This window comes from Flavobacterium sp. FlaQc-48 (assembly GCF_044007335.1).
Taxonomy (GTDB): Bacteria; Bacteroidota; Bacteroidia; order Flavobacteriales; family Flavobacteriaceae; genus Flavobacterium.
In genome coordinates, this window is the sequence record NZ_JBIPCR010000025.1 from 22,488 (window position 1) to 42,299 (window position 19,812).

Genomic DNA, 19,812 nt, shown 5'->3' on the forward strand with positions numbered 1-19,812 from the left:
AGTGTTTTTACTCTTCAAAACTGTCGTCCTTGAATCCTATCAAATATAATTTATTTTTGGCACGTGTCATAGCCGTATACAGCCATCTGATGTAATCGCGATCGATTCCGTTTGGTAAGTAGGGTTGTTCTATAAAAACCGTATTCCATTGTCCTCCCTGCGATTTATGACAAGTAATGGCGTATGAGAATTTGACTTGTAATCCGTTAAAATATTCGTTTTCTTTTACCTTTTGAAACTTTTTATATTTTGTACTTTCACTTTCATAATCTTTCATCACCTCTTCGTACAAACGATTTGACTCTTCGTAGGTCAAAGACGGAGATTCACTTTTAATGGTATCTAATAACAATACTGTTTCAAAAGGTTTCTGATCGGGATAATCGACCATTCTGATCTTTACTTTTGCGAAGTTAAAACCGTATAATTCCTTGATTCCAAAAAGTTCTAAAACCTCGATAATATCACCGTTGGCAATAAATCCGGCTTCATCGGTTTCTTTTAACCAGAAATAATTATTCTTAACCACCATTAAAAAATCGCCTACTGAAAGCTCACTTTCCTTAAACAATATTCTGGTTCTAATTTGTTCGTTGTACTGATTGGCCCTTTTATTGGAACGCACAATAAAAGCCGTATCTTCAATACTGTAATTGCTGTAAGCTGAATTAATCGCATCCTGAATATCATACCCATCAGTTAACCGAACGATATCCTTAAATTTTTTTACATTGAATTTGAACTCTGTAATAAAACTGTCTTTTAGCAATTCACGCAATTCAGTAGCATTAAATAAAATCCCGGAACTCTCTTCCTGACGCATCACCTCGTCCAATTCGATATGCTCAATTTCTTTGTTATAATGAATACCTAACGTTTGCACATCAAGTGCAGGACTGATATCTAAATTCACTGGTGGCAACTGTGCCGTATCTCCCAAAAGAATCATTTTGCAATTGTTTCCAGAATATACGTAAGAGATCAAATCGTCTAAAAGGGATCCGTTATCATACAATTTCGAATCAGAGTTGCTGTCTGAAATCATCGAAGCCTCATCAACGATAAAAATGGTGTTTTTATGTTTGTTTAACTGTCTGGTAAAAGCTACGCCTCCACCAGCCGATTTTTTAGGAAAATATATTTTTTTATGAATCGTAAAAGCAGGCGTATTCGAATAATTGGCTATTACTTTTGCCGCACGACCAGTTGGCGCCAATAAAACAAACTTCTTATTGATATCCCCTAAGTTGTTTACGATTGTCGAAATTACAGTCGTTTTTCCGGTTCCTGCGTATCCTTTTAATACAAAAATGGTATCGTTATGTGTATCTGTTAAGAAAATAGCGATTTTTTGAAAAAAAATATCCTGTTTATAAGTGGGCGCAAATGGAAATCGTTTTTGTAAAACGCCGTAAAAAAGTGATGAATTCATAGGGAAAAATTGAAATACAAAGTACGGGCTTTTTAACGGTAATGACAATTTAATCTTTTCCCACCATATAAGTACTGTAAGTTCAAATCTTGCCTGCCCCACTTTTCGCATTCAATCTGATTTCAGCTAAAAACTAAATTTCAAATCACTTATATGCTTTATAGGATAAAGAAAATTTAACCTTGTTTTAAGATCCAATTAAAACTGTTTTTCGAAATTGCAATTGTAATTGTTCCTTTTTAATTTGTAAGTTTGTAATCGCCTTAAATTCTTTCTTGTAAAACAGGTAACGAATTGTAAATCAATATGTCATTGCAAAATACTAACATCACTTCCAAAAATTACAAAAAGCTTTCAATTCAGGTTTCCCTGAATGGTTTTTCATTTTGTTGTTTTGATACCTTAAATAATACCATTACAACATTTAATGAAGTCAATTTTGATACTACACAAAAAGCATCTAAAATTGAAGAATTATACAGCAGCGCTTTTAAAAATTATCCTGAATTAAAAGATACTTACGACGAAATCTTGGTCATTCATAACAACAATCTTTCGACTTTTGTACCAACTGCTTTGTTCGACGAAAATTTCTTAGGCAGCTATTTACAATACACAACAAAAGTTTTTGAAACTGATTTTTTTACTTTCGATCAAATTTCAAATTATGATATGAATTCGGTTTATATCCCGTACATCAATATCAATAATTTTTTAATTGATACAGTGGGTTCATTCGATTACAAACATGTCAACAGTATTCTGGTCGAGAAAATTCTTGAAAGTTCAAAAAACAACGACCAGAAAAAAATGGTGGTGAATTTCAATCCAAATCATTTTGAGGTTATCGTAGTACAGAATCAAAAATTGTTATTGTTCAATTCTTTTGAGTATCACACACCCGAAGACTTTCTTTATTATTTGCTTTTCACAGCTGAACAATTGAGTTTAAACCCGGAAAGTTTTCCGCTTGAATTATTAGGTACAATACATCAAAACGATCCGTTCTATGCGATTGCTTATAAATACATTCGTCATATTTCATTTTTGGATGTAAGCACATTACAACAAAAAAACAGCTTTTCAACTGCACAAAATCAAAAACATTATATCTTATTTCAATCATGAGAATCATTTCAGGAAAATACAAAGGACGCCGAATTTTTCCGCCAAAAAACCTTCCTGTAAGACCTACTACTGACATGAGTAAAGAAGCATTATTTAATGTTTTGAATAACCATTTTAGTTTTGACAGCTTAAAGGTTTTGGATTTATTTTCGGGAACAGGAAATATTAGTTTTGAATTCGCTTCACGCGGAAGTGCTCCAATTACATCAGTCGATGGCGATTTTGGATGCGTAAAATTCATCAAACAAGTTTCATCAGAATATGATTTTGACATCGCCGCAACGAAAAGTGATGTTTACAAATTTCTGGAAAACTGCAAAACCTCTTATGATATTATTTTTGCCGATCCGCCTTACGGTTTAGATCAGACTGCATTTGAAAAAATAGTCCTGACGGTATTTGAAAGAGAATTGCTTCACGAAGACGGAATGATGATCATTGAACATTCTAAATACACTAAAATGGAACATTTAAGCAATTTCTCTTTTCAGAAAAATTACGGTGGTTCATTTTTTAGTTTCTTTGAACTCAACTCAACGGATGACGAAGAGGAACTGAGCATTAAACTTGATAAAGCTACAGAGGAAGACGAAGGTTAGTCTTTTTATAAATCACAACAAAATCCCTTGAAAGTTTCAGGGGATTTTATTTTTTATCTCACGCGATCGGAGCTCTCCTCCATGTTTTTTCCTTTAAATTCGGTTTCTTTTACCTTTCCAAAAGAATATTTAACTGAAATTGAAATCTCCCGGTCATCAACCAAATATCTTGCTTTTGAACTGATATTATTAATCGTAAAAACCTCTTCTTCATCTATCTTTTTAAATACGTTACTGAAGTTCAGCGTGCAATTCCAGTTTTTAAAGAAGGTTTTCGAAACTGACATATCCAGCATTGCTCTGGCATTTCTCTCAAAAACTCCTTTGTTTTGTTTCGTAACTCCCCTAAAACCAAGAACTGCCGTATATCCTTTTGGAAGTTTAAATTCGCTGTTTGAGTAATAATATGCATATGGTTTTGAAGATAAAAATACCGCCGAAGCATCTTCGATCTTCTCTGAAACAAAAACTAAAGAATTTGTTATGGTCCAGAATTTATAAGTAAAAGGCAATTCGAAATCGAGAACAAAAGCAGATTCCCTGTCAAAATTCACATCTTTAAAAGTCATTATATTCAGCTCCTTATCAAAGAAGAAACTATTATAAACCGGATTTGTATTTTGATAATATGTGAATTTAACTGATTTATTATCATACTGAAATGTCGAAGAAATTTCGTTGACAATTGTTGGATCCAGATTAATATTTCTAGCATATAAAAAATATGGATTTATATAGGTTGTTCCCTGACTTAACGATGAATAATTAGGTCTGGAAATACTCTTTGCATAATTTATACTAATGTTTTTTGTACTGTCTATGGCGACTGAAAATTGTGCTTTAGGAAAGAAATTAGTGTAATTTTTATCAATCAAAGGCACTTCATCGGTTTTGAATTTCCCGTTTACATTGGTGTTTTCTACTCTAAAACCAATAGAGAAATCGACTTTTTTAATCTTTCCGGAAAGCTGACTGTAACCTGCTAAATTTCGCTCTCTAAAATCATAATGACTGATTTCACTTTCAGTACTTTCATAATAAAGAATATCTGAATCTGATTTTGAATCAGCGGCAGCATACAATCCTCCTATTTCGAATTTCATTTCATTTTTAAACTTCTTTTCCATATCTATTTTCCCCGAAAAAACATTCACATTAAATTCCTGATCCCGAATTTGTGCCAATTCAAATTGAGTCTCGTTATAATTATTTTGAACCTGACTCCATAATCCCTGATCGAAATTAGAAAATTGCAATCCGGTAAAAATCTGTATATCAATAGCTTTTATCTTTTTCGTATAATTCAAAAATGAGTTTACAAAATTCTTTTTGCTGTCATTATCACTATACGTTACTACGTGATTTATAACATCCTTATTCTCATTATCGGTTATCGTATGGATAGGAAAAATATCTTTTTGAAGTTTACTACTTACACTAAACGAAAAATAATCCTCTTCGTTTATCTTATAAAACAAACTGCCACCAAAAACAAATTGCCTTTTTTTCGAATAAGCAGTTACATCATACTTAGACGTAATTTGGGCATCCGGGATCTGATAATCAATACTATGATTTTCCCAGGGTTGCAGTTGATTGTAATTGAAGTTAGCTTTCCATTCGATTTTATTCTTTTTAAAACTGGTATTCAATCCAAGATAATTGCTGTACTTTTTCTTAAAAGACGCAACTTCAGAAATCTCTGTTCTAAAACTATCTTTTTTGCTAAATTTTCTTGTAATCAAAATTACAGAACGACCTTCTGCTTCATATTTAGACGATGGGTTCTGAACAATTTCAATTGTTTTAATATCGGCTACAGCCAAGGCATTCAAATCGTTCATTCCCACTTTTTGATTGTCGATATAAATCAAAGGATTTCCACGTCCCACAACTGAAATACTTTCTTTATCTGAACTGACCTGAACCGTTGGTAATTTCGATAATAAATCAACCGTGTTCGGAATTGAATTGTAAATAGAATTGGCAACATCTACTTTTATGTTTCCATTTGTATTGGTAAACGTTTTCTTGTTTTGGGTAACAACAACTTCATTTAATTTATTTGAAAGGCTGTCTCTTCGAGTTTCAGTTTGGGCATATCCAGTTAAAGAAAGTAATAACAAAAAGAGGATTAAAAAAAGTTTCACTAGTAAATTAAGGTTCATTTTCACTGGATTTAAAAGTTCTAATCCTGCAAAAATGCTTCTAAAAAAAGGTTCCGTAGGTTAATTCAAGGTTAATGGGGAGTTAATGTGCTAATTGTATCATAAAAGCATTATTTTTGAATTGGTAATAACTCAGGGATTTTACGGGTTAAACAGATTTAATATTTTAGAAAATCTACAAAGTCTTTAACCTGCATCACACATTAAAGATATACATCCATTTAAACCAGTTGATCCGCGTCATTCGCGTGCTATAACAAAAACAGCTCATGAAGCAAAGAATCAATTTATTAATCGCTTTTTCTGTTGTCGCCCTGATTGTTTTATCAGCGGTACAATGCTATTTGGTAAAAACAACTTACGATTATAAAGTGGCGCAGTTTCATACCGAAATCAAAAATGAAATTGCTCAAATCTCAAATAATTACAGTGATATTGATTCGGTACTTGTTTCTAAGAAAGAAGCACTTTACAGACAATTATCTGAAAATTATCTTCAGGGAAAAACCAGTAGATTTGATGTAAAAAAATATATTCTCGAAAACGAATATAATGATGTATTAACCCAGAAAATTCAGCGTAAGTTTAAAAGGGATTTACCCAACCTGAAAATAGATTTTGCTATTGTACTCAATAAATTTGTGCTGTACCAAAACACCAAAAGAGCCGATACCATTTTCTCTGAAAAGCCTTTTATTCAAAATAAATTATACGGAAATCTGGCTTCTTTAAACCATGCCTTTTTAGTTCGAAATTATGTTGGAACTTCCAGCGGAACTTTCGAAAATAAAAATTACAAGTTATTGACAGAGGATTCGATGTACGTGTCTGTAATCGACTGGGAAATGATTATTTTAAGACGAATGACATTTGTTTTAATGCTGTCTTTACTTTCTGTATTAACCTTGATAACGCTTTTTGTCATTGCTATAAAAGCCTTAATCAAACAAAAAAAAGTAAACGATATTAAGACTGATTTTATCAATAATATTACGCACGAACTCAAAACACCTTTGACCACTTTAGGGATTTCAACAAAAATATTAGAGCGAAAGGATATCAGGGATAATGACGAAAATTTTAATGCAATTGTTAATACGATTTCGCGCCAGAACAATCGTTTACAAAATTTAATCGATCAGGTTATGGCAAATTCTTTGGCAGAAAATGGAATCGAATTGCAAAAAGAAAAAATAGAAACAGAAGATTTTCTGTTAACAATCGTGAATGATTTTGAGATTACATATCCAAAAATCAATCTTCAAACTGATTTTCAAACGCAGAAAACCATTTTGGTTTTAGATAAATTCCATCTCACAACGGCTTTTTTAAATGTTCTCGAAAATGCTGTAAAATATGGTTCAAATAAGATTACGATAAAAACAAGAATGGTCCAAAATCAATTCTCCATTAGTGTTGAAGATGACGGAATTGGAATTGAAAAGAACAAACAATCACTTCTATTTGAAAAATTCTATCGTGTAGAACAAGGCAATCTTCATAATACAAAAGGCTTAGGTTTAGGATTGTATTATGTCGATCAAATTATAAAAGCGCATCAGGGGTCTGTTAGCGTTGTGAGCGATTTAGGAAAAGGAACCCAGTTTACTATTTTATTAAAAGCTTAATTATTACATGATTTTGAAAAAATTACTTTTAGCTGAAGACGATTTTGATTTTGCCGGAATTTTAAAAAAATATTTAGAATTGCATCAATTTGAAGTTATCTGGGCAGAAAATGGAGAGATAGCTCTGGACTATTTTAAAAACCAAACTTTTGATATTTGCATTTTTGATGTCATGATGCCAAAACTGGATGGATTTTCACTGGCCGAAAAAATAATTACAATCAATCCTGAAATTCCATTTATTTTTTTAACGGCAAGAAAGTTAAAGGAAGACAAGATCATTGGATTAAAACTAGGCGCAGACGACTATATTATAAAGCCTTTTGAAGTCGACGAACTCATTTTGCGTTTGCAGAATATTCTAAAGAGAATCGAACAAAAGCGAAGTCTAAATGGAGACAATATAATTGAAATTGGTTCTTATATTTTTGATAATGAAAGATTGACCCTAAATAATAAAAATCATGTCCAGCAGCTCACAGAAATGGAAGCTTCTCTTATTGAATATTTATATCTTAACCATAACCAGCTATTAAAGAGAGACCAAATTTTAATGTCTGTATGGAAAAAAGATGATTATTTCTCAGGACGAAGTATGGATGTTTTTGTAAGCAGGCTTAGAAAATATTTTAATTCGGATCCAAAAATAAAAATTGAAAGTACCCGAAATATTGGGTTAGAATTTAAAATAGAAAAACCTTGACGAATCAAGGTTTTCTAAAATATTATGGAAGAATTATTTTCCGATAACCCATCCTAAAGTCAAATTAGTAACAGGTACAAATTCAGTATCATATTTATCAAAATTTACTCCGGGCCCTAAATGTATCTCAAGATTGAATCTGCCTTTGTAAGTACGTTGAAATCCCCACAGTGCTGCTATGGTAAAAGAAGGGTCGTAATTTCCGTATTTTTCGTTGGTGTTTAATGACTTAAAATTATAGTAAGCAGATGCCGCTACAAAGTTTCCTGAATTACGAGCAGTTCTTTTTCCTTTGCCCGCTCTTTTTTCTAAATTATAATAATGACGAAATTGTTCATTGATAGTAGGAAAAATATACCAGCTTGATTCATCATAATAACTGCTGTAGCGATAACCAACTCCTAAACTTACCTCAGAATAAAGTGTGTTTTTAGCATCAAATCCATGCTCATAAACAAATGCCGGAAACAACATATTAATCTTAAACTGATTTTTAACTACAGAAACCGGGGCTTCATCTTGCGCCTGAACAGCATTCATAAAGAGAACAGAACAAAGTAAGAACAGGTAATTTTTTTTCATGTTTGGTTTTTAAATAGGTTACATCAAAAATAAGATTAAAACAATACAAACAAATTAAAAACAAAAACATTTTCCTACAATAAAGATTTGACCTGTAAGTTGAGAAAAAGTTATTACGATTTAAATGGTAAGACTGTAAATGATATAAGTTTTAGAATCAATTGTATAACAGTTTAAACAAACTACATAATACATTTGTAATGAAACATTTTAAAACCAAACATCATGAACCTAAAAAGATTTTTCGGAGGATTATTAACCATTCTCGGAATCGTTGGTTTGATTTACACAGCTGTAATATTTGCTGGTACATCAGGCGAAACGCGAGACATTAAATCCTTAATTATTTACGGTATACTTGGCATCGTATTTTTCATGTCCGGAATCAGTTTAGTACGCGCCACAAAAGACGAAGCTTAATTTTTTTTACGACAATAATGAACTAGATATTTTCTCGTACAGAGGAGTCTTTACACCATATCTGGCACCTTCATTCACAACAAATTTTGTCAGCGAAGATGCTTCTATTTTATTACCCGCCAAATAATCTCTGTGCATAGATGAAGTCGCTTCTTTAGGCGATTTTTCTAGTTTTATAATAGTCTGGTTTACGATATCATCAGACAATTTCAGGCCTTTTGCTTTCGCTACTGATTCAATTTCATTAAGCAATTCTACATAAACGGCTTTAGCATCAGGATTGCTTAAAATCTGCCCAATATTGTGATTGAGATAAGAAGTTGCGGAAGCTAGTGCCGAAATAAATATGAATTTTTCCCAAACCGTTTCTTCAATATTATCAACTAAATAGCTTTCGATTTTAGCTTTCTGAAAAATACTTTGCAATTCGTTTAATTTTAAAACGGAAGCTGCTTTCGAGCCAAAAAACAGTTTTTCATAAAAACCCATTTTTTTAATCGTTCCCGGCAAAGTAATCATCGAAATGATGTAAACGCAACCCTGCAAAACATCATTTTGAGGAAATATCGCCTTGATACGTTCCGGCGCATCTACACCATTATATAACGGAAGAATTGTAGTTTCGGGAACAATACACTTTTCAAGCCTAAGTAAACTTTCCTCAATATCATAGGTTTTAGTAGCGCAAATTAAATAATCCAAAACACCAATTTCTTCGGGATGATCTGAGACTAACTTTGGATAAACCACCATTTCCGAATCATCGGTTATGATTTTTAATCCGTTTTCAGCAATAGCATTTTGTGTGGCACCACGGGCAATAAAGATAATTTCAATTTCATCAGACTTGTGATACTCTTTCGCTAAAAGTCCTCCGAAATAACCACCTACTCCACCGAGTCCTAAGATTCCTATTCTTTTCATAAATTCCAATTAAAAAAATTCCCCACTCCAATAAAAATCACTTTTAGTCTGCAAAAGCTACGTGAAACAAAATAAAAAATCTGTCAAAATCCGTGTTTTCGCAATAGCGAATCTGTCTCATCGTGTTTACTTGATGGTAACATTATTCCTCCACAACAGGATCCAAATTTAATTCTGTAAAATCACGTTCACTTTTCGAAATGATAATCGTCGCCACCGTATTGCCGATCAAATTGGTTATAGCACGCGCTTCACTCATAAATTTATCCACTCCCAATAAAAAAGCCAGACCTTCAACCGGAATTTTATGCAAGGCTGTTAAAGTCGAAGCCAAAACAATAAATCCGCTTCCGGTAACGCCTGCAGCACCTTTTGAGGTAATCATCAGAATTCCGATTACACTTAATATTTCGAAAAAATTCAAATGAACATCATATAATTGCGCCAGAAATATTACCGACATTGACAAGTAAATCGAAGTCCCGTCAAGATTAAAAGAATAACCCGTTGGAATTACTAATCCCACAACCGATTTACTACACCCCATTTGTTCCAGTTTTACCATTATACTTGGTAAAGCAGCTTCAGATGAGGAAGTTCCAAGAACCAATAAAAGTTCTTCTTTTATATATTTCAGAATTGAAAGCATCCTAATTTTATAATATCTCAGAATACTTCCTAAAACTACAAATACAAACAAGGCCATGGTGAGATAAACGCACAACATTAATTTTCCCAAGGGAACAAGCGTTTGCAAACCAAATTTTCCAATCGTGAACGCCATTCCGCCAAAAGCACCAATGGGAGCAAGATACATAACATATTTTAATCCGAGGAAAACTACTTTCGAAAATCGTTCTAAAACCAGAATCGTTTGTTCTCTTTTTTTATAAAAATTCAACGCAATACCACAAATAATAGCTGCTAATAAAACCTGCAGGGTAAAATTCGAAAAGAAAAAATGCAACCACGAAAAATGTTCGGCAGCGCCTTTTGTATATTGACTGGCATCTCCCAGGGTCAATCCTGATTTATCAATTTTTCCGGGTTTAAAAAAATAGGCTACCCCAACACCAATCGCAAGTGCCACCGTCGAAACCACTTCAAAATAAGTGAGCGCCTTGATTCCAATTCGTCCCACTTTTTTCAGGTTTCCCATTCCGGAAATCCCCAAAACAATCGTCAAAAAGATAATAGGTCCGATAAACAGTTTGATTAAAGCAATAAACTTAGTTCCTAATATTTCCATTTTTACACCATTTTCAGGTGAAAAATGTCCAAGAAAGATACCTGCAATAATAGCGATCAACACCCAAAAAGTAAGATTGGTCATTACACTATACAAAACACCTTTTTTAGGTTTAGATGTTTTTTGGGGAGTAGTTATATTCATATAGATAGAGGAGTTATTTCACAATTTTTATTCAAAAAGAATAAAGCAGTGAGTATTTGAATTTCTGATTTTGAAGAATTTACTTCACGACAAGGAGCGAATGTGAATGCGCTTTTAAAAATAGTATATTTTTTCATGATTTAATTTTTCATCAAATAAAACTATTTACTACAACGTTTTCGTGCTCTATAAGTTTTTAAAATAACAGAATAAGGTTAATTTAAGAGTAATTAGAAGCTGAATAGTTAAAAGATTTCGAAGAGCCCCATTATTTAACAGGAAGAAACAATAATTCTGTAAGAATGTAAATTATTATTCCATATCTTTTAAATTAATAATAATCGCAATTAAGAGGTGTACTATTAAAAAAAAAATGCAGACCTATAAGCCGGATTCTGTCTCTGATCAATCAGAGCCTTATCATTTATCTAGACTTACAATTACTCATAAGCTCAAGCTACCTACCCTTCAACAACGGACGAGAAGCCCTTAAATGCTGATATACTTGGTATTTCACCGCATAGAGTTTACCTGTTTTCACTACAGCATTACCTGTACATACTTTCTGCTGCACTTGTCCTGAAGTTATTGCTAACCCCGACGGGTGTTACCCGCTATGCTTCTCTGTGGTGTCCGGACTTTCCTCCCTCCCGATAAATCGGAACGACGATAAGGCGGTCTGCGGCGCAAAAGTAGCGATTTATCTACTAACAATAATGATTTTAAATTTTAGATTTTAGAACCAATTTCATAACATTTTAATTATAAAATAGTTATCTTTAAAATCCATAATTTTAAAATTCAATTATCATGATTAGAATGTATCACTACGCAACTGTTTCAAAAGCTTTAGATCAATTGAATGAAAAAGGATTTACGTTTGATTTTAATTTAAACTCAGACATCATTAAAAAAAATCCTGAAAAATTTGAAATTGTCCATGTGTATCGATACGAAGGGGATTCAGATCCTGGCGATGAGGCAGTTGTATACGGAATTAAATCAACATCAGGCAAAAAAGGCGTTTATGTCGCAGGCTTCTCCGCCGACTCAGATCAGGAAACTGCAAAGTTTTTATTTGATTTGAGTATAAGAGGAAGATAACAAACAATCAGTCGCTGAGTTTAAAAATACTTTATACTCAGCGACCTAAATACTTAATTTGTTATTTTCAAACGATTAATTCCTATGTAAATTCACTTTCCTTTTTTATTAGTTATTATCACTTAAATCGCCGGATACCTAATCCGGCCCTGACAACTAACTGTAACAAACTTTAAATTTAAAAAAGATCTTCATCATTTCTCAAAAATAAGAGTAGCCTTTGCGCAAATCCTTTGTGTTCTTTGCTGTTAAAAATGTTTCCCGAAAAGACAAAAAAGCTGTCATGAATCTGCATTTTCGTGATAGTGGAAACGTGTCATCGCTTGCCATCTTTCCCCAATAAGCCACAAAAAAAGTCCGTCATAAGACGGACTCTCAATAACAACATAAAAGTAAATTATGCTGTTGGTATTTTTAGCTTCCAACCTGCCTGAATCAGGTCGGGATTTTTAACAATATCTCTATTGGCTTCAAAGATTGCTTCCCATGAAACGCCGTGTGCTTTTCCAATTTTAGATAAAGAATCACCACTTTTTACGATATATTCTATAGTTGTCCCTTCAGCCACCGCAATATTAATAACTGCATCTGCCGATCTAAAATCAGGATCTATTTTTCCGTAAGCACTCCAAAGTTTTTCTTTGTCTTCTGCTGATTTTGCCGTACCGTCAATATACAGTACATTATCCTGCTCTCTTACCTGCAAATTTGCTATACCTAAATTGCTAGCCAAATCTGTTAACTCTTTGTATTTATCTTTTACACTCATGGCCTTTTATTTTATAGTTAGCTTATTTTCAACTTTTTTAGGCTTCAATTCCTGTACACTTTTTATCAAATTAGGCAATTGATCTCTTTTGATATCTCCGGTCAGTGTAATTACACCATCCTTAACTGTAGCGGTCACACCTTTGTAGGTTTTCACTACTTCATTTACCGAAGTATTTAAAACGCTGTCTGCATTAATTTCAACCGGAGCTGTTGTAGCAACTGGTTCCGGAGCCGGAATTTCGCAGTTATTCACTACTGTTTTAACTCCTTTAACTCCTTTTACAATGCTCTCTGCATTTTGTTTTACAGCCTCATCGTTACAAGTACCTGAAATAGTAGCCACACCTTTTACCACAGTCACTTCTACTCCTGGCAGAGCACTTATTTTTGCAGCAATCTCTTTTTGAATATCTGCATCTTTAGGAGCACAAGCCACTAACAAAACAGCAAGACCCATACCTAATAAAATAGATTTAATTTTCATAATGATATCTTTTTTAGTTAACGAACAATAAAATTAACCAATTAATTATCAATATTTTACATAATTACATTATTAAATTTATATTTTTCCCATTTATTCAATAACCATCTATTCATGCTGTGAAACATCATTATATTGCCAAAGTACATTTATTATTTTCCACTCACCATTAGTTTTTACAATGTGCATATAATCGATCCAAGCATCGGCCAATAATTTAACGGAAGCTGTCCTTGCAGAAATATCTAAAAGCTTAATTTCTTTTCTGGGATTTTTAGGAAACTTATCTCCTTTTGCATTATAAGTTTCTGCCAGAATCACCATGTTCTCTGCGAAGTATTCTGAGATAAAATCTTTTTTTGCCGCTTTATTTCTAAAAACAGATCTTTTTACTAATCTGGGATGCAAAGCGCTTTCCATCAATTTTGGATTTGGAGTATGCTGTGCTTCAATATAAGCCAGAGCAACACGTTTTATATCAAGTGTATCCTGAGCTGTTTGCGCCTGAAGCTGAAAAGAAAAGCATGTAATTGTGAATAGTAGATATTTTTTCATAGAAAATCTGGATTTTGGATGAGATGGATTTTATAATATTTCAAATATAATTAAATTAAAGACTGCGTTTAAAACAAAACAACGTTCAGATTGATTCCCAACAATTCGTTTTGTCCGTGAATTTCGTCAAACTTATATTAAAATTGACTCTTACTTTCTCATATTCAAAACACTCAAAATTCCTTATAATATTTATGAATTTCAGATTTGTGAATTGGCAATTTTCGGCCTATATTTGCTATCGAATAAAAAGAATATGGAACAATTTGTAGTATCGGCCCGTAAGTATCGCCCACAGACCTTTAAGGATGTTGTAGGCCAGAAGGCCATTACCAACACTTTGCTAAATGCCATAGATAGCAATCATCTTGCTTCTGCCCTTTTGTTTACAGGACCACGTGGAGTTGGAAAAACAACCTGCGCGCGTATTTTGGCCCGAAAAATAAATCAGCCCGGATATGATGATCCTAACGAAGATTTTGCTTTTAACGTCTTTGAGTTAGATGCAGCTTCCAACAACTCTGTTGATGACATTCGCAGCCTGATTGATCAGGTTCGAATCCCGCCACAAACCGGGCAGTATAAAGTCTATATTATTGACGAGGTTCATATGTTGTCTTCGGCAGCTTTTAATGCTTTTTTGAAAACATTAGAAGAGCCGCCAAAACATGCTATTTTTATTTTAGCAACAACAGAGAAACACAAAATTATTCCAACGATTTTATCCCGTTGTCAGATATTTGATTTCAAAAGAATTACTGTAAAAGATGCTAAAGAACATTTAGCAGAAGTTGCAGCAAGCCAGGGAATTAATTTTGAAGACGATGCTTTGCACATTATTGCTCAAAAAGCAGATGGTGCCATGCGTGACGCTTTGTCTATTTTTGACCGTGTGGTTTCGTATTGCGGAACCAACTTAACACGTCAGGCTGTAACCGAAAACCTAAACGTTTTAGATTACGAAACTTACATCAGCATTACCGATTTACTTTTAGAAAATAAGATTCCGGATCTTTTATTGGCTTACAATGATATCCTTGCAAAAGGTTTTGACGGACATCATTTTATTGCCGGTCTGGCTTCGCATTTCAGAGATTTACTGGTAAGTAAAACTCCTGCTACAATCGCTTTGCTTGAAGTAGGTGAACAAGCTCAGCAAATGTATGGTGTACAAGCACAAAAATGTTCACAGGATTTTTTACTAAAAGGGATTGACATTGCCAATGACTGCGATTTAAAATACAAATTAAGTCAAAACCAACGCCTTTTGGTTGAATTATGTTTAATGCAATTGGCCTCTATCAACTTTGATGGAGAAAAAAAAAAGTTGAGCAATTCATAATTCCACCTACTTATTATAAAAATGGCGGATATTCTATAGTTGAAGTTTCAAAACCTCAAACAGAAAATACAAATAACAGATCCCAAATTCCAAACGCGGGACAAAACAGCAATCCGAATGTTGAAGAGCAAACTGAAACAGTTGCTGAAACTCCGGTAACACCAAAACCTGAAGTTAGTAACGAACCTAAAATTTCTGCTTTTTCTTTATCAAGTATTCGCAAGAAAAAAGAACTTGAAGCAAACAAACAAACTTATGTAAAACCTACTTCTGTATTGCCTACAGAGGATTTTACAGAGACCGAAATGTTAGTGCAATGGAATAAATACGCACAACGTCTGGGAGATAAAGGCTTTAAAATCATGGAAGCCTTATTATTAATCAATGATCCAACTTTAGACGGAACAACTATTACCCTTGAATTACCAAATGAAGGTTCTAAACTGGATTTTGAAAGCCAGATTCATGGTCTTTTAGGACATTTAAAAGGTCACTTACACAATCACAACATTACAATTCAGGTTAATGTAAATGAAGCTGTTGAAATCAAAAGAAGCTTAAATGACCAGGACAGATACAACCGTCTTATGGAAATCAACCCAAATCTCGACCTTTTACGATCTACATTTGGATTGGATTTAACTTCTTAATTTATTTTCACTAATTTTCACCAGTAGCTTTTTAAATTTTATCTATAAAAATTCACAGGATTTTTTTATTTGTTTCGAAGTCCGAAATCAAAAACTTTTTCAAGCCATTTTATTCTTTGTTTTTCATCGGCCGTTTTTACAATTCCGATATAGCTGACTCTTACAGGTTTTACTCCACAGAATTCTAAAGTTGATTTTCTTAACTGATTGACACTTGGTCTTCCGTAAAACAACCTGTAATACCAACCCGGCTGATCTAAAGTCGTAATAATATGAGCTGTTTTTCCTTTTAATAATTTGTCCCACCAAACGGAGTTTTCGCGATACTGAAAAGCCATTCCCGGTAAAAATAATCGATCTATAAATCCTTTGGTAATAGCAGGCAGGCCACCCCACCAAACCGGATGAATCCAGACCAAATGATCCGCTCTTTGAATTTTCTCCCATGAGTGTAATAAATCAGGCTCCAATTCGGTTCTTTTTTGATAACCAAATTGCAGATTGGGATTAAAATGCAATTCTGCAATAGTTATGGTTTCTACTTCTGCCCCGGATTGAATTGCGCCTTTTTTATAAATATCAGCTATACCGAAATTAAAACTCGACGGATTTGGATGTCCGTTTATAATTAGTATTTTTTTCATCTTCTATTCGCTTATTTTAAGGTTAATGGTAGTATAATTATCTAGTGCTTCGTAAATTTCTTGTGACGAATGCATTTGATGACTAAAATAAACTCCGCTCAAAGTTTCATTTAACATTTTTTCGATATGTAAAACGGTTGAAAATGCAGTTAATTCAGCCTGACCTTTAATACTTTGCAAGCTAATTCTTTTTATTTTATCCTGCGTTTTAATAATTACCTCAAAAACAGTCTGATCTCCATTACCACTGGAACCAAAAAGTAATTGTCTTTCTCTTAAAAACATGATATTAAAAATCCTTAACGATTGAAAATACCCCATCAAACTGGTTACAAACTTAGAATTGTACGTCATCTTAACTGAAACAGTTGGTATTTTTTCAATCTGATTCAAAATAAATAAATCCGGAACATCCAGATTATAAGCTTTTCGCTTCCCAATTCCGAATGAGTAATTAAATTTTTCGGAATCCAGAAAATGTTTGACTTTTTGGGGTTGGTTGTTTTTATAAACCACAAAGGGTTTACAGATATTTTCAGCTAAAAAATTGGCTGAACTTTTTCCTGCCTGATCTTTTACAGAATAGTAGATATAAATATTAGTTTCCTGAATTTTCTGTTTGTCTGGTTCCATAAAATCAATCAGGCTCCCCACGATACCAGCCATCCACCCTGAACTAAAAACAATTCGGCTCGCTATTTTTTTGCTATTTGCTTTGGCTAAATCATACGCAACAGTTAAATCAGAAGTTGGTTTTGTAATGTCAATATAATCTAGTTTGTTTTGTATTGCAAACTGTAAAATAGCATTGTCACTATCTTTTGTGCACAAAACGATCAGGTCGATTTTATTTTGTGCGATACAATCAAAAGTTTCAGGATTATTAACATCAATAACCAAATCGTTATTAGTTTTTCCTAATTGGCGACTCCCTACAAACAAGTTATACGCAGGATTTCTTGCCTGAAGAATACGCAATATCACTTTACCCACTAAACCGGTTCCACCAATTACTAAAATATTTTTTCTCATCATTATATATTGTTTTCAGCAAAAATAATGATGAGATGTCTTTCTATAACCGGACAAATGTCCTATAAAATTGCTTTACGTATACGGCTTAAATGTCTTGGAGTAACACCTAAATAAGAAGCTAAATATTGAAGCGGAATCAGCTGAAGGTATTTCTGATGGTTTTGATAAAGCTCTTCGTAACGCTGTGTTCCGGATAATCTCTGAAAAGCAATCATTCGCTTTTGAAGTGTTACATACTCCATTTCAGTTAATTTACGTCCAATTTCCTGCCAATGAATTCCTATTTTATAAAGCTTTTCTAAACTCTCACGGCTTATAACCTGCAACTCTGTATCTACTAATGCCTGAATATTTTCATCGGCATTATTTTGTGTTATAAAACTTGAAAATGACGCCATAAATTCGTTTTCAAAAGCAAAGCAATTCGTGATTTCATCTCCCTGATGATTAAAGAAATAGGAGCGTAAAATACCTTTTTTGATAAAATATATTTCGTTACAAACCTGATTTTCTGTCAATAAAAGCGCTCCTTTTTTGAGTTTACGTGTGGTAATTAAACCCTCTAACAGATCTAATTCAGCCTGAGGTATTATTTGTATGGATTGAAATACAGATTTCATATTAAAACCAAAATTATTCTTTGGAAGCAAAAACCCTTTCGATTCTTTTATCCGGAATTAACCATAACAGGGCGACAATAAAATAAGCTGCACCTGAAACCCATTCGTTATAAAACGAAAAAGCTATTCCAATAATATATAAAACAGAAGAAGCATTTCCTTTAACATCTTTACCAATTGCCCGGGCTATTATTGAGTTTTTTCCTTCACTAATAATTATAATTCTCTGTAAAATAAAATAAGCTATTGAAGATAGCAACAATACAACTCCGTACAAAGTCATAGATGCTTTAGCGAAATTATGCTCTCCCATCCAGCCTGTTGCTATTGGAATTAAAGACAGCCAGAATAATAAATGCAGATTTGCCCAAAGGATCTTTCCGTTGACCTTGCTTAAACTGTGAATTAAATAATGGTGGTTGTTCCAGTAAATCCCAACATAAATAAAACTCAAAACATAACTTAAAAACTTAGGAATAAGTGGTTTCAAATCGGCAAACTCATGTCCATGAGGCACTTTGATCTCTAAGATCATAATAGTTATGATAATAGCTAATACGCCATCGCTAAAGGCTTCGAGTCTGGTTTTGTTCATTGATCTATAAGTTTTACTTTATGCTATGGGTTTAAATATTAAAAAAAGCTGCCAAGACCCGACCGAAGGAAACGGACGAAGTAATTTCACTAATTCCAAAAATATTTTGTTTGTTTTTTAGATACTAAATCTTACCGTAGTACATTGCTTTTACGATTCCGTCAGAAAGTCCTATTTTGGGAACGTAAATCTGACGTGCTCCACTCCATTTCATGGCATTCAGATAAATTCTGGTAGCATGAATAATAACGTCGGCACGATCTGAGTTTAGTCCTAATTCGGCGATTCGCTGTTCGTAAGTCAAGGAATTCAGGAAAGCATATTGCGAATTGATATAAATGTACGACAATGGTTTTTCCTGTTGTTTTCCGGACATTTTAAATAATTTATTGATGTTTCCACCAGAACCAATCAGGGTTACTTCTTCATAATCTGCCGTGTTGGTTTTGATCCATTTTTCAATTTCATCCCAAACCACATCATGCACCATATTATTTAATAAACGAACTGTTCCGGCTTTAAATGATCTGGAATTGATCAATTTTCCATCAGAGAACAGTGTAAACTCTGTACTTCCGCCGCCTACATCTACAAAAAGATAGGTTTCATCTGTTTTTAATAAATGATGCAGATCAGTAGAAGCAATAATAGCGGCTTCTTTTTTACCGTCAATAATTTCGATTTTAATATCGGCTTTTTTCTTAATCAGGGCTACAACTTCTTTTGCATTATAAGCTTCACGCATTGCAGAGGTTGCAAAAGCCATGTAACGTTCTACTTTATGTACTTTCATCAAAAGGTGGAATGCTTTCATGGCATCCACCATTCGATCTATATTTTCTTCTGAAATTTCTCCAACCGTAAAGGCATCTTGTCCCAAACGGATTGGCACACGAACAAGTGAACTTTTATTAAATTGCGGCTCTTTGCCATCTTGTTCTACAACATTCGATATCAGAAGCCTCATGGCATTTGAACCAATATCTATTGCTGCTAGTTTTCTTATATTAATCATGCTCACTTATGATTTGTAAT

The 19,812-nt window shown here is 33.3% G+C and carries 21 protein-coding genes and 1 other RNA gene; 8 read left to right on the forward strand and 14 right to left on the reverse strand.

Annotation, left to right across the window (positions count from 1 at the left end):
• Window positions 1–7: 7 nt before the first annotated feature.
• Window positions 8–1,432: an ATP-dependent RecD-like DNA helicase gene (locus ACHRWY_RS25560; RefSeq protein WP_395358489.1), complete on the reverse strand. Its 1,425-nt coding sequence runs from the start codon at window positions 1,430–1,432 to the stop codon at window positions 8–10.
• A gap of 306 nt (window positions 1,433–1,738) precedes the next feature.
• On the opposite strand from ACHRWY_RS25560, the gene ACHRWY_RS25565 reads away from it, so the two are divergent.
• Window positions 1,739–2,560, forward strand: coding sequence for a DUF3822 family protein (locus tag ACHRWY_RS25565; protein ID WP_395358491.1), 822 nt, complete (start codon window positions 1,739–1,741; stop codon window positions 2,558–2,560).
• On the forward strand, window positions 2,557–3,159 hold the full coding sequence (locus ACHRWY_RS25570) for an RsmD family RNA methyltransferase (protein ID WP_395358493.1): 603 nt from the start codon (window positions 2,557–2,559) through the stop codon (window positions 3,157–3,159). The genes ACHRWY_RS25565 and ACHRWY_RS25570 overlap by 4 nt, the downstream gene beginning before the upstream one ends.
• Before the next feature lie 53 nt (window positions 3,160–3,212).
• On the opposite strand, the gene ACHRWY_RS25575 is transcribed toward ACHRWY_RS25570, so the two are convergent.
• On the reverse strand, window positions 3,213–5,327 hold the full coding sequence (locus ACHRWY_RS25575; protein ID WP_395358495.1) for a TonB-dependent receptor domain-containing protein: 2,115 nt from the start codon (window positions 5,325–5,327) through the stop codon (window positions 3,213–3,215).
• Between the two features lie 269 nt (window positions 5,328–5,596).
• Between ACHRWY_RS25575 and ACHRWY_RS25580 the strand changes: the two genes are divergently transcribed.
• Entirely contained in the window at window positions 5,597–6,955 is a 1,359-nt protein-coding gene (locus tag ACHRWY_RS25580) for a sensor histidine kinase (RefSeq protein WP_395358497.1), read from the forward strand.
• Window positions 6,956–6,968: 13 nt separating this feature from the next.
• The gene (locus ACHRWY_RS25585; protein WP_395358499.1) at window positions 6,969–7,658 is read left to right on the forward strand and encodes a response regulator transcription factor; all 690 of its coding nucleotides are present in this window, start codon (window positions 6,969–6,971) and stop codon (window positions 7,656–7,658) included.
• 33 nt (window positions 7,659–7,691) lie between these two features.
• On the opposite strand, the gene ACHRWY_RS25590 is transcribed toward ACHRWY_RS25585, so the two are convergent.
• Complete coding sequence (locus ACHRWY_RS25590) at window positions 7,692–8,240, reverse strand: hypothetical protein (protein ID WP_395358501.1); 549 nt, start codon at window positions 8,238–8,240, stop codon at window positions 7,692–7,694.
• 225 nt (window positions 8,241–8,465) lie between these two features.
• On the opposite strand from ACHRWY_RS25590, the gene ACHRWY_RS25595 reads away from it, so the two are divergent.
• On the forward strand, window positions 8,466–8,660 hold the full coding sequence (locus ACHRWY_RS25595) for a hypothetical protein (protein WP_055096600.1): 195 nt from the start codon (window positions 8,466–8,468) through the stop codon (window positions 8,658–8,660).
• A gap of 6 nt (window positions 8,661–8,666) precedes the next feature.
• Here the strand turns inward: ACHRWY_RS25595 and ACHRWY_RS25600 are convergent, their stop codons facing one another.
• The 3 genes from ACHRWY_RS25600 to rnpB all read right to left on the reverse strand — a co-directional run bounded on the left by ACHRWY_RS25600 (window position 8,667) and on the right by rnpB (window position 11,663).
• Window positions 8,667–9,584, reverse strand: a complete 918-nt coding sequence (locus ACHRWY_RS25600; protein ID WP_395358503.1) for a ketopantoate reductase family protein — start codon at window positions 9,582–9,584, stop codon at window positions 8,667–8,669.
• 142 nt (window positions 9,585–9,726) lie between these two features.
• Window positions 9,727–10,977, reverse strand: coding sequence for a cation:dicarboxylate symporter family transporter (locus ACHRWY_RS25605; RefSeq protein ID WP_395358505.1), 1,251 nt, complete (start codon window positions 10,975–10,977; stop codon window positions 9,727–9,729).
• A 368-nt stretch (window positions 10,978–11,345) separates the two neighbouring features.
• An RNA gene (rnpB, locus tag ACHRWY_RS25610) (RNase P RNA component class A) lies at window positions 11,346–11,663 on the reverse strand.
• 124 nt (window positions 11,664–11,787) lie between these two features.
• Here rnpB and ACHRWY_RS25615 point away from each other — a divergent pair.
• Window positions 11,788–12,081, forward strand: a complete 294-nt coding sequence (locus tag ACHRWY_RS25615; protein WP_395358507.1) for a hypothetical protein — start codon at window positions 11,788–11,790, stop codon at window positions 12,079–12,081.
• Between the two features lie 397 nt (window positions 12,082–12,478).
• Here the strand turns inward: ACHRWY_RS25615 and ACHRWY_RS25620 are convergent, their stop codons facing one another.
• From ACHRWY_RS25620 to ACHRWY_RS25630, 3 genes are all read right to left on the reverse strand, one after another.
• Window positions 12,479–12,850, reverse strand: coding sequence for a LysM peptidoglycan-binding domain-containing protein (locus tag ACHRWY_RS25620; protein ID WP_395358509.1), 372 nt, complete (start codon window positions 12,848–12,850; stop codon window positions 12,479–12,481).
• 6 nt (window positions 12,851–12,856) lie between these two features.
• A complete protein-coding gene (locus ACHRWY_RS25625) occupies window positions 12,857–13,336 on the reverse strand; it encodes a BON domain-containing protein (RefSeq protein ID WP_395358511.1) in 480 nt (159 codons plus the stop codon).
• A gap of 108 nt (window positions 13,337–13,444) precedes the next feature.
• A complete protein-coding gene (locus ACHRWY_RS25630) occupies window positions 13,445–13,891 on the reverse strand; it encodes a nuclear transport factor 2 family protein (RefSeq protein WP_395358513.1) in 447 nt (148 codons plus the stop codon).
• Between the two features lie 256 nt (window positions 13,892–14,147).
• Here ACHRWY_RS25630 and dnaX point away from each other — a divergent pair, with 256 nt between their 5' ends.
• Together dnaX and ACHRWY_RS25640 are read left to right on the forward strand one after the other, a co-directional pair.
• The gene (gene dnaX / locus ACHRWY_RS25635; RefSeq protein ID WP_395358515.1) at window positions 14,148–15,233 is read left to right on the forward strand and encodes a DNA polymerase III subunit gamma/tau; all 1,086 of its coding nucleotides are present in this window, start codon (window positions 14,148–14,150) and stop codon (window positions 15,231–15,233) included.
• Between the two features lie 275 nt (window positions 15,234–15,508).
• Complete coding sequence (locus tag ACHRWY_RS25640) at window positions 15,509–15,883, forward strand: DNA polymerase III (protein ID WP_395358517.1); 375 nt, start codon at window positions 15,509–15,511, stop codon at window positions 15,881–15,883.
• A 65-nt stretch (window positions 15,884–15,948) separates the two neighbouring features.
• Here the strand turns inward: ACHRWY_RS25640 and ACHRWY_RS25645 are convergent, their stop codons facing one another.
• From ACHRWY_RS25645 to ACHRWY_RS25665, 5 genes are all read right to left on the reverse strand, one after another.
• Window positions 15,949–16,527, reverse strand: coding sequence for an NAD(P)H-dependent oxidoreductase (locus ACHRWY_RS25645; RefSeq protein WP_395358519.1), 579 nt, complete (start codon window positions 16,525–16,527; stop codon window positions 15,949–15,951).
• A gap of 3 nt (window positions 16,528–16,530) precedes the next feature.
• Window positions 16,531–17,562 carry a saccharopine dehydrogenase gene (locus ACHRWY_RS25650; RefSeq protein WP_395358521.1) on the reverse strand — a complete coding sequence of 344 codons (1,032 nt, stop codon included), beginning with the start codon at window positions 17,560–17,562 and terminating at the stop codon, window positions 16,531–16,533.
• A gap of 59 nt (window positions 17,563–17,621) precedes the next feature.
• Complete coding sequence (locus tag ACHRWY_RS25655) at window positions 17,622–18,182, reverse strand: Crp/Fnr family transcriptional regulator (protein ID WP_395358523.1); 561 nt, start codon at window positions 18,180–18,182, stop codon at window positions 17,622–17,624.
• A gap of 13 nt (window positions 18,183–18,195) precedes the next feature.
• Window positions 18,196–18,777 carry a TMEM175 family protein gene (locus ACHRWY_RS25660; protein WP_395358525.1) on the reverse strand — a complete coding sequence of 194 codons (582 nt, stop codon included), beginning with the start codon at window positions 18,775–18,777 and terminating at the stop codon, window positions 18,196–18,198.
• A 124-nt stretch (window positions 18,778–18,901) separates the two neighbouring features.
• On the reverse strand, window positions 18,902–19,792 hold the full coding sequence (locus ACHRWY_RS25665; protein WP_395358527.1) for a Ppx/GppA phosphatase family protein: 891 nt from the start codon (window positions 19,790–19,792) through the stop codon (window positions 18,902–18,904).
• Window positions 19,793–19,812 lie beyond the last annotated feature (20 nt).

Bases quoted from the DNA above. Each gene is read 5' to 3' on its own strand.
- ACHRWY_RS25560 (WP_395358489.1), bottom strand. From the start codon at position 1,432: ATGAATTCATCACTTTTTTACGGCGTTTTACAAAAACGATTTCCATTT.
- ACHRWY_RS25565 (WP_395358491.1), top strand. From the start codon at position 1,739: ATGTCATTGCAAAATACTAACATCACTTCCAAAAATTACAAAAAGCTT.
- ACHRWY_RS25570 (WP_395358493.1), top strand. From the start codon at position 2,557: ATGAGAATCATTTCAGGAAAATACAAAGGACGCCGAATTTTTCCGCCA.
- ACHRWY_RS25575 (WP_395358495.1), bottom strand. From the start codon at position 5,327: ATGAACCTTAATTTACTAGTGAAACTTTTTTTAATCCTCTTTTTGTTA.
- ACHRWY_RS25580 (WP_395358497.1), top strand. From the start codon at position 5,597: ATGAAGCAAAGAATCAATTTATTAATCGCTTTTTCTGTTGTCGCCCTG.
- ACHRWY_RS25590 (WP_395358501.1), bottom strand. From the start codon at position 8,240: ATGAAAAAAAATTACCTGTTCTTACTTTGTTCTGTTCTCTTTATGAAT.
- ACHRWY_RS25595 (WP_055096600.1), top strand. From the start codon at position 8,466: ATGAACCTAAAAAGATTTTTCGGAGGATTATTAACCATTCTCGGAATC.
- ACHRWY_RS25600 (WP_395358503.1), bottom strand. From the start codon at position 9,584: ATGAAAAGAATAGGAATCTTAGGACTCGGTGGAGTAGGTGGTTATTTC.
- ACHRWY_RS25605 (WP_395358505.1), bottom strand. From the start codon at position 10,977: ATGAATATAACTACTCCCCAAAAAACATCTAAACCTAAAAAAGGTGTT.
- ACHRWY_RS25615 (WP_395358507.1), top strand. From the start codon at position 11,788: ATGATTAGAATGTATCACTACGCAACTGTTTCAAAAGCTTTAGATCAA.
- ACHRWY_RS25620 (WP_395358509.1), bottom strand. From the start codon at position 12,850: ATGAGTGTAAAAGATAAATACAAAGAGTTAACAGATTTGGCTAGCAAT.
- ACHRWY_RS25625 (WP_395358511.1), bottom strand. From the start codon at position 13,336: ATGAAAATTAAATCTATTTTATTAGGTATGGGTCTTGCTGTTTTGTTA.
- ACHRWY_RS25630 (WP_395358513.1), bottom strand. From the start codon at position 13,891: ATGAAAAAATATCTACTATTCACAATTACATGCTTTTCTTTTCAGCTT.
- dnaX (WP_395358515.1), top strand. From the start codon at position 14,148: ATGGAACAATTTGTAGTATCGGCCCGTAAGTATCGCCCACAGACCTTT.
- ACHRWY_RS25645 (WP_395358519.1), bottom strand. From the start codon at position 16,527: ATGAAAAAAATACTAATTATAAACGGACATCCAAATCCGTCGAGTTTT.
- ACHRWY_RS25650 (WP_395358521.1), bottom strand. From the start codon at position 17,562: ATGATGAGAAAAAATATTTTAGTAATTGGTGGAACCGGTTTAGTGGGT.
- ACHRWY_RS25655 (WP_395358523.1), bottom strand. From the start codon at position 18,182: ATGAAATCTGTATTTCAATCCATACAAATAATACCTCAGGCTGAATTA.
- ACHRWY_RS25660 (WP_395358525.1), bottom strand. From the start codon at position 18,777: ATGAACAAAACCAGACTCGAAGCCTTTAGCGATGGCGTATTAGCTATT.
- ACHRWY_RS25665 (WP_395358527.1), bottom strand. From the start codon at position 19,792: ATGATTAATATAAGAAAACTAGCAGCAATAGATATTGGTTCAAATGCC.